Here is an 8,382-nt window from a genome sequence, read left to right as displayed (position 1 = left end):
TGTTCCGGCAGAGTATCGAAAAACCGTGTATCTGCAATGAGGGCAATCTTTTTATTCAAATGAAAAATGATTCCATATGTTTCAACAGGGTGGACGTGATGCACAGGCGTATTGAACGTTATGTCTTTTACAGTGTAATGGCCTCCTTCGTGGAGCAGCACGATACTGTCAAGGTATTTTCTCACGTATTGCAGAACGATAGGATCACCATTTATAGCATCTTCCGGACAAAAAAGCGTCCCCTTCTTCTTAAATCCCCCGTCTGTCATAGCTTCAATCATAATATTCACGTCGTTTGCATGGTCTATGTGTTTGTGGGTAAGTATAATCCCGTCCAATTGAATGGGGTCGAACCTCTCTTTTGATGCGTGAAGCTTCACGAGTGCACCCGGTCCCGGGTCTATGTAAAGGTCCGTGTCTTTATAGTGCAGCCAGAGCCCACCTGTTGCCCTGATCTGCCTTGATGCAACAAAACGTGCCCCGCCGGTGCCGAGAAATTTTATATATCCTTCCATTTTTTTCTCCTGTTGTGGTAATCTTGGTCAATATACTTTCATATGAGACTTTTCAGGCATACATTCTATGACTCCAGGGAGGACATGTCAAATTGGATTTGATTGAATATAATATTCAGGAATCATCATTGGGCTATATACTTCTTGTGGCCAGAAATGGCCGACTCTTTCGGCTTGATATAATGGCAGGAGAGCCTCACCGCATCAAGAAGGAGTTTGCCGCGGCTTATCCGGGAAGTGTTGACTCAGAGAAGCCCTTCGGGGATATATGGAAAGATCTCGACCGGTATTTCAAAGGTGAGAAGGTTGAGCTTCGTGCAGAAATTGATATTTCAGGCCTCAGGCCCTTCACTCAAAAAGTTCTTAAAGAATTGATGAATATTCCGTACGGCGAGTTGAGGAGCTATGGGTGGATAGGAAAGCGCCTCGGATACCCGAGTGCCTCCCGGGCGGTGGGACAGGCAGTAGGGAGAAACCCCATCCCCATCATAATACCCTGCCACCGTGTAATCAGACAAGACGGAAACATCGGCGGATTTTCTTCAGGTATCCACATCAAAAAGATGCTTCTTTCCATAGAAGGAAGCATCGACACTACAAAACGTACATAGCGGCAAGCGTGGAAGATAAAAGGATGGTCCTTTTCATTGCACAAAGAAAAAGGTGGTTTTGTGAGCATATTTACAATAATATCGATAAAGTGTAAATGCTTGTTCAACTGTGATAGTATATTGCTATAATTATAAACCGTGGAGGCAGAACGATGAAAGCAGGGTTTATAGGTCTTGGTACTCTCGGAAAAACTATTGCAAAACGGCTGGTTTCTGAAGGTGTTAAACTTACCGTTTGGAACAGAACGAAAGAAAAGGCGCAGGACCTGGAAGCAGAATGGGCTGAGAATCCTGCCGAGCTCATATCTCAGACGAACATAGTGTTCCTATGCCTCTTTGACAGTGCGGCAGTTGCAGAGGTTGCCCAGGGAGAGAAGGGCCTTTTGTCGGGGGATCCTGGTGGAAAAATCATTATCGATAACACGACGAATCATTTTGAACCGGTTTTGCGCTTTCACGCGATGTTTCGGGAAAAAGGGGCCTTCTATATTGAAGCGCCTGTCCTCGGGAGTGTTGTTCCTGCCTCGCAGGGCAATCTCACCGTTCTCGCAAGCGGTGAAAGGAGCGCCTATGATGCTGCACTCCCCTTTATCCAGAAGATCGGAAAAGCTATTTTTTATCTCGGAGAACCGGGCGTTGCAACGAAGATGAAATTGATCAACAATTTGATATTAGGGAGTTTTATGGCCACTATCGCCGAGGCAACTGTCTTTGGAGAGGCTGTAGGTTTAGACAGGGAGAAAATTCTCGATATTTTTGCCGCAGGTGCTGGAAATTCAATGGTTCTCAATGCAAAGAGAGAAAAGCTGATAAAAGAGGATTTTTCAACCCACTTCTCATCAGCCCTTATCTATAAAGACCTACATTTTTTGCAGGACCTGGCAAAATCCCTGAGAAGACCACTCTTTACGGGAAGTGCAGTGAAAGAGCTTTTCGGCATGACCCTGTCAAAAGGCATAGATAATCTTGATTTTTCAGGAGTTTATAAGGTATTGAAGGAATTATAGGGAGGAAAAATGATAATAAAATCTCTCGTTTTATTGGTCTCATTAGTTTTATTGGTTATAATGCCTGTTGGCTACACCGTCCATGCTGTGGAGCAACACTCAACAGGCATAGAAGATCAGACAGGGATGGAAGTGACCGTATATAATAGCAACATCGGTCTTGTGAAGGACAGGAGACAGATAAAATTCCAGAAAGGCATTCAGGAACTTAAGTTTATGGATGTGGCAGCGCAGATCATCCCCACAAGTGTCAGCATAAAGCCCCTTTCCAATCCCGACAGTTTTACCATACTCGAACAGAACTACGAGTATGACCTTTTAAGCCCCAGGAAGCTCCTCGATAAGTATGTAGGCAAAGAATTAAAGCTCATAACGAGGAATCCTTATACGGACAAAGAAGAGATTGTAGCGGCTACGCTCCTTTCGAATAACGAGGGAACCCCGGTTTATAAAATTGGCAACGAGATTACATTCAATCACCCCGGGAGGGTCATATTCCCTGAAGTCCCGGAAAGCCTCATATCGAAACCAACGCTTCTGTGGCTTCTTGACAGCAGAACGTCCTCTTCACAGAAGATTGAAGCCCTGTATCTGACCAGCGGAATTAACTGGCGTGCCGATTATATCCTTGTCCTGAACGATAAGGATACTTCGTCAAACGTGTCCGGATGGGTAACGATAGACAATAAAAGCGGTGCAACTTACAATAATGCGGCTTTAAAACTCGTTGCAGGGGATGTCAACAGGGTAAGGGAAGATCGGAGAATGGAGATGAATGCCGGTGTGGCGCCTATGGCAAAGGCCGCGCCTCAATTCAAAGAAGAGACATTTTTTGAGTACCATATTTACACGCTCGACAGAAAGACAACCGTTAAGCAGAACCAGACAAAGCAGATCAGTTTGTTAAACGCCCCGGATGTTCCGGTGAACAAACAATTCATCTATCAGGGGCGCGATTATTATTACCGGAATTATTATGGCGAACCCTTTCAGAATGAAAAAGTGGGGGTTTTTATTGAGATTGCCAATAAAAGCGAGCATAATCTTGGTATGCCCCTCCCCAAGGGGACTTTAAGGATGTATAAGCATGACCCGGACGGAAGCCTTCAGTTTATCGGGGAGAATTCCATACAGCACACCCCGAAGGATGAAAAGATCAAGGTAAAAATCGGCGACGCCTTTGATGTTGTTGCCGCCCGGAAGCAGATGCACTGGGAGAAAGTGGCCAAAAACATAAACGAAGTTGCTTATGAGATATCACTAAGGAACCACAAGAAAGAGGATATTACAATAAAGGTTATAGAGCGTCTCTTCGGAGACTGGAAGGTCCTTGAATCATCTAATAGCTACAAAAAAGAAGATTCTTCGACAGTATCCTTTGATGTGCCGGTGAAGAAGGATGGCGAGACAAAGCTTGTCTATAAGGTGAGGATAAAGTATTGATAAGATAGTGAAAGGCAGTGAATAGTAAATAGTGAATAGTAAAAAAGGCAGAAAATATGAAAAGGCAGTGAATGGTAAATAGGTTTTTGACTAACGACTATTCACTGCAGTTAAGATACGAGGAACGAGTAATGGGGTTTGAAGAGTAATCAATGAGCTTGATAAAATGTCTTTAACTGTTCACTATTCACTAACGACTGTTCACTATTTAAGGAGGCAATCAATGAAAATCAAAAAAATGGCAATATTTATTTTCAGTGGACTGATTCTTACGGGTCTGTACTCATTTTCTGAGGGTGCCGACTGGAAGTTATTTTATGCAACCGAATCAGGTTACAAATATTTCTATGACAAAGAAAGCCTGGAATCGCCGGATAAAGGTATTAAAAAGGTGTGGCAGAAGATTTCAAAGGACCTCGGAAAGGATGAAAATCAGGATATGTTTAAGATGCATTTAGAGGTAAACTGTAAAACCAAAATCTATGAAATATTGTCCATCGTAGAATATGACGGCACAAACGAAATGGTTATAAGCTTCGAGGATTACAAAAGCAGGCCCCCTACAAGCGATCTCCCTTTAGAATCTCGAATAGGGGGCCTTTATGATAATGTCTGTCCCTGATTAAAACGGTGTGAGCTGGAGCTCTATTACAGGGGCTTGCGTCGGCCCCCTCCACAGGCAAAGCCACGACCTGCCTTGCGGGTACCCCGGCCTCCCCCTCTCGCTCACGGTGTGAGCTGGAGCTCTACTTTCCAATGTTTTCCACCATCAGTTTTGATACGGCCTTTGCGAATGCAGCAGGGTCTTTCGGCTTTGAACCCTCAAGGAGAAGCGCCTGGTCATAGAGGAGCTTTGTATATTCATCCAGAACGGGACTCCGCTTATCCTTTTCAAAGATTGTATTCATGGCAGCGAAGAGCGGGTGCGCCGGGTTGATTTCGAGGATTCTCTTCCGCTGAGGCACATCCTGTCCCATGGCCTTCAGGAGTTTTTCCATCTGGGGATCCATATCACCCTCATCGGCTACAAGGCAACAGGCAGAATCGGTAAGCCTTCCTGAAAGCCGCACGTCTTTTACATCATCCTTTAGAGTGTCTTTGACGAGATCAAGGAGTTTTCCATATTTCTTCCGGGCATTTTTCTTCTCATCTTCTTCTGTTTTGTCAAGGCTGATATCCCCTTTGCTTACCGATTTTAACTTCTTCCCTTTATATTCAAAACCGGTAAATATGAAATCATCAATTTCATCTAAAAAGATAAGGACTTCAATATCTTTATCCCTGAACGCTTCCAGGTAAGGGGATTTCATAACTTCGCCAAGGGCAGTCCCTGTGGCGTAATAGATTTCCTGCTGGTCTTCCTTCATACCCTCAATATAGTTCTGAAAAGTCCTTAATTTACCATCTTCTGCTTTCGTGGACGGGAAGAGTAAAAGGTCGGCGATTGTTTCCCGCCTCGTGAAATCAAAGTGGATACCTTCCTTTAAAACCCTTCCGAATTCTTTATAGAATGTGAGATAGCTGCCGTACTCGTCTTTATTCATATCGGCTAAGGTTTCGAGCACCTTTTTAGTGATATTCGTTTTTATAATTTCCACCTGGCGGTTATTTTGCAGGATTTCCCTTGATACATTCAGGGGGAGGTCTGATGAATCGACAACCCCCCTTACAAACCTGAGGTATGGAGGGATCAAATCTTCACAGTGGTCCATGATTTGAACCCTTTTCACATAAAGAACGGGGCCAATTTCATAATCTTTATAGAATATGTTGAAAGGCGCTTTGGAAGGAATGTAGAGGAGCGCTGAAAATTCCGATGTACCTTCTGCTTTATAATGGATTACCTTTGCCGGCTCTGTAAAGTCGTGGGAAATATGTTTGTAGAACTCATTATATTCTTCCTTTGTTACCTCTGACTTGTCTTTAAGCCATATGGCTTTCATGGAGTTTAAGGTTTCTTCCTCTTTGACCTTGACCTTTTCACCTTTCTTTAGCGTGCTTTCCTGTTCCTTTTCCACCTCCATGACAACGGGGTGTTCAATAAAGTCAGAATATTTTTTTACGACGCTGCGGATTTCCCATTCATCAAGGTATTTCTTCTCCCCTTCCATAAGATGCAGGGTAACGTCTGTGCCTTTTGTCTCTTTGTAAATATCTTCAACGGTATATGTGCCGTCGCCGGTTGATTCCCATTTGACGCCCATTTTGTCCTTCTGGCCGGCATGCTTTGAAATGACCGTAATTTTATCTGCCACCATGAACGATGAATAAAAACCCACACCGAACTGGCCTATCAATTCGGGATTATCTTTTACCTCTTTGCTTTGCAGCGCCGCGAGGAACTCTTTTGTACCGGAATGTGCAATAGTTCCGAGGGCTTTGATGATCTCGCCTTTTGTCATACCGATCCCGTTATCGCTTATCGTCAACGTGCCTGCATTTTTATCCGCGGTTATTTTAATCTTCCAGTTCCCGTCGTTTTCCAATATGTCGCTGTTTGTCAATGACTCATACCGCGCCCTGTCAACGGCATCGGAGGCGTTTGAGATAAGCTCCCGCAAAAACACCTCTTTATGGGAATAAAGGGAATGGATCATCAGGTCGAGCAACTGCTTCACTTCGGTTTTAAATTCTAATTTTTCTAAAGACATGCCTTATTTACTCCTTTTTATCATTATTTGATGATGTTGCTAAAAAATGTTTAAAAGTATATATAAGTCCGGTTTAGCCTGTAGTCAAGACGTGGCGGTTTTGTTTTTGCTTTACATAAATGCATATCACACGTATAATATGCGTATAAATAGACGGAGGTAATAACAATGCCTAAATGTAAACTCAACATCACGCTTGATGGAGACCTTATTGAATATATAAAAATCTACGCAGAACAACAGCGAACTACAGTATCTGAGGTTTTTACACAATTTGTTCTTAATCTTAAACGGGTTAAAGAAAAAGACCCTACAGAAATAATTCTGGCTGACAATGAATTTAAGGAAACCCTCATGCAAACCATCTCAAGCATTAAATCCGGCGATGCAAAATGGTTTAAATATGATGAGGTTTTCTGATGGAGGTCATTTTTAGCGATGCCTTTGTCCGGTCTCTCAAAAAACATAGCTCCATTAAAAAGATAATCCAGAAAAAGGTAGATATGATAATAGAAAATCCTATTGCCCTGGGAGAACCCTTAAAAGGTAACTTCAGGGGATACTGTAGCTGTCCTGTCAAGAAAAACTTTCTTATCATCTATCTGTATTGCAGATTATGCAGAAAAAAAGACGATGAAAAAACAGTTCTTTGCATCAATTGTAATGAAAGTAAGGATGAAACCATCAAATTCGTAGATATGGGGCCGCACGATAAAGCATATATTCAAAGTTAACAGCCTGTTGCCCAAACCGTGCTTAAGTCGCCGTTACTTCAGTGAATAGTCGTTAGTGAATAGTGAATAGTGAAGGGAAAAACAGGGATCAGTGATCGGGGGTCAGGTAGTTGCCACAATCCAAAATCACTCTACGCTCTATGCCTGTCCTCGCGTAGCGGGGGCTCTCTGCTCATCCTCCCCATGGATCAGGCGAAAGGGATATTGGCATATATCCAAGCAAAACATCCTGACAAAAACTATGATGTGGATGGGGTAATGAGTGAGTTGGTGAAATACGAGATGAGACCTGAAAGTCTGATCAAGGAAATTGTTGACACATTGTCAACAACTGCTGAAATCTCCGGAAAGTCAACAAGGACAATGCTTCGCACGATTTCACTTTTAAAGCTTCCTCCTGAGATTCAGACAACTATCCGGGAGGGAAAAATGCCTGTTTCCCAGGGGTATCTCTTTGCCGCCAACCTCGATTGCCCTGACCTTGTGATGATATTTCAGAACATTATGAAGACGCCCGTAACCTATCTCGCCCTTGAGAAATTGCTTACAGCATGGAAGAAACCCAAACCGGACTCAGGTGTTACAAGGCTCCCGTCCATAACAAAACATGTTGCCGTCTTACGATCAGTAGAATCATTTATTGAGATGGGCGCCAAAAAATACACAAGGCCTGACCTTCAGGCGCTTCTTGATGAGCTGCGGGTTTTCTGCGCTTTAGTGGAACTGCGGATACCGATTGCACCGGAACCGGAGCCGGAGAAGAAAAAGCCACCACAGTTATGAAAAAGGCAGTGAATAGTGAATAGTAGATAGTGAATAGTTAAAATGGCAGAAGATATGAAATGCTGTGAATGGCAATCAGAAAACATTGAACATTGAACAGCTTTTTGCAATCGGCAGGCCGTACGGTTTAATCCTGCCGAAGGCGGGACAATGGGATGGGGGGGGTGACATCCACAGTAACTTGCTTCTTCCTGTACCACACAATCTGGCAAGGTTGTCGAATGGTCTACATTTCAATCGGCAATCAATAACCACAGCGTGAATATTTCAGCTTGAATCTGTCGTTCCTGTAAATAATAAACTTTAATGTTATGCAGTGAGCAATATAACATTATGTTTTAGGATTATGTTGCTTTGTGCATTTGTAACGGCACCCCATATCCTGTTGATACCATGCGGTTTTATTTTCATAAGTTTGTTATAAGAACGTCATTGTCCTTGACAATACTACCCGTTAAACATAGTATTTTACAAATTATAGCTTGCAGCAGATTAATTGTAAGGCGGACCGCTTGAGTCGCGCCCGGATAATAATATGAATGATAAAGGCATAATAAAAGCAATTAAAAGCAATTAAAAGCAATGGGCGCTCCTCCACGCTCTCGTCACCTCGCTGCTCACTGCGTTCGCTGATCCGC

Annotated in this window: 9 protein-coding genes; 7 read left to right on the top strand and 2 right to left on the bottom strand. The window is 43.2% G+C overall.

Going from position 1 to position 8,382, the window contains the following annotated elements:
* A partial coding sequence (locus NTX75_10780; GenBank protein ID MCX5816705.1) for an MBL fold metallo-hydrolase occupies positions 1–515 on the bottom strand: 515 nt, incomplete at its 3' end.
* A gap of 92 nt (positions 516–607) precedes the next feature.
* Here NTX75_10780 and NTX75_10775 point away from each other — a divergent pair.
* From NTX75_10775 to NTX75_10760, 4 genes are all read left to right on the top strand, one after another.
* On the top strand, positions 608–1,126 hold the full coding sequence (locus NTX75_10775) for a methylated-DNA--[protein]-cysteine S-methyltransferase (GenBank protein MCX5816704.1): 519 nt from the start codon (positions 608–610) through the stop codon (positions 1,124–1,126).
* A 152-nt stretch (positions 1,127–1,278) separates the two neighbouring features.
* Complete coding sequence (locus NTX75_10770; protein MCX5816703.1) at positions 1,279–2,133, top strand: NAD(P)-dependent oxidoreductase; 855 nt, start codon at positions 1,279–1,281, stop codon at positions 2,131–2,133.
* A 9-nt stretch (positions 2,134–2,142) separates the two neighbouring features.
* Complete coding sequence (locus tag NTX75_10765; GenBank protein MCX5816702.1) at positions 2,143–3,576, top strand: DUF4139 domain-containing protein; 1,434 nt, start codon at positions 2,143–2,145, stop codon at positions 3,574–3,576.
* A 223-nt stretch (positions 3,577–3,799) separates the two neighbouring features.
* Positions 3,800–4,198, top strand: a complete 399-nt coding sequence (locus NTX75_10760; GenBank protein ID MCX5816701.1) for a hypothetical protein — start codon at positions 3,800–3,802, stop codon at positions 4,196–4,198.
* 124 nt (positions 4,199–4,322) lie between these two features.
* On the opposite strand, the gene htpG is transcribed toward NTX75_10760, so the two are convergent.
* Positions 4,323–6,227, bottom strand: coding sequence for a molecular chaperone HtpG (gene htpG, locus NTX75_10755; GenBank protein ID MCX5816700.1), 1,905 nt, complete (start codon positions 6,225–6,227; stop codon positions 4,323–4,325).
* Between the two features lie 168 nt (positions 6,228–6,395).
* On the opposite strand from htpG, the gene NTX75_10750 reads away from it, so the two are divergent.
* The 3 genes from NTX75_10750 (at position 6,396) to NTX75_10740 (ending at position 7,744) form a co-directional block, all read left to right on the top strand.
* On the top strand, positions 6,396–6,647 hold the full coding sequence (locus NTX75_10750; protein MCX5816699.1) for a DUF6364 family protein: 252 nt from the start codon (positions 6,396–6,398) through the stop codon (positions 6,645–6,647).
* Positions 6,647–6,961 (top strand): hypothetical protein, encoded by a 315-nt coding sequence (locus tag NTX75_10745; GenBank protein ID MCX5816698.1) that lies wholly within the window; start codon positions 6,647–6,649, stop codon positions 6,959–6,961. The genes NTX75_10750 and NTX75_10745 overlap by 1 nt, the downstream gene beginning before the upstream one ends.
* Positions 6,962–7,030: 69 nt before the next feature.
* A complete protein-coding gene (locus NTX75_10740; GenBank protein ID MCX5816697.1) occupies positions 7,031–7,744 on the top strand; it encodes a hypothetical protein in 714 nt (237 codons plus the stop codon).
* Positions 7,745–8,382: the final 638 nt, after the last annotated feature.

The sequence above is a fragment of the Pseudomonadota bacterium genome (genome assembly GCA_026388315.1).
In the GTDB taxonomy this organism is placed as follows: Bacteria; Desulfobacterota; Syntrophorhabdia; order Syntrophorhabdales; family Syntrophorhabdaceae; genus MWEV01.
Note: the sequence above shows the minus strand (reverse complement) of the source record. Positions and strands in the feature narration are given on the sequence as shown.

What these genes read in the sequence shown, in the direction of transcription:
- NTX75_10770 (MCX5816703.1), top strand. Translation starts at nt 1,279, where the DNA reads ATGAAAGCAGGGTTTATAGGTCTTGGTACTCTCGGAAAAACTATTGCA.
- NTX75_10765 (MCX5816702.1), top strand. Translation starts at nt 2,143, where the DNA reads ATGATAATAAAATCTCTCGTTTTATTGGTCTCATTAGTTTTATTGGTT.
- NTX75_10760 (MCX5816701.1), top strand. Translation starts at nt 3,800, where the DNA reads ATGAAAATCAAAAAAATGGCAATATTTATTTTCAGTGGACTGATTCTT.
- htpG (MCX5816700.1), bottom strand. Translation starts at nt 6,227, where the DNA reads ATGTCTTTAGAAAAATTAGAATTTAAAACCGAAGTGAAGCAGTTGCTC.
- NTX75_10750 (MCX5816699.1), top strand. Translation starts at nt 6,396, where the DNA reads ATGCCTAAATGTAAACTCAACATCACGCTTGATGGAGACCTTATTGAA.
- NTX75_10745 (MCX5816698.1), top strand. Translation starts at nt 6,647, where the DNA reads ATGGAGGTCATTTTTAGCGATGCCTTTGTCCGGTCTCTCAAAAAACAT.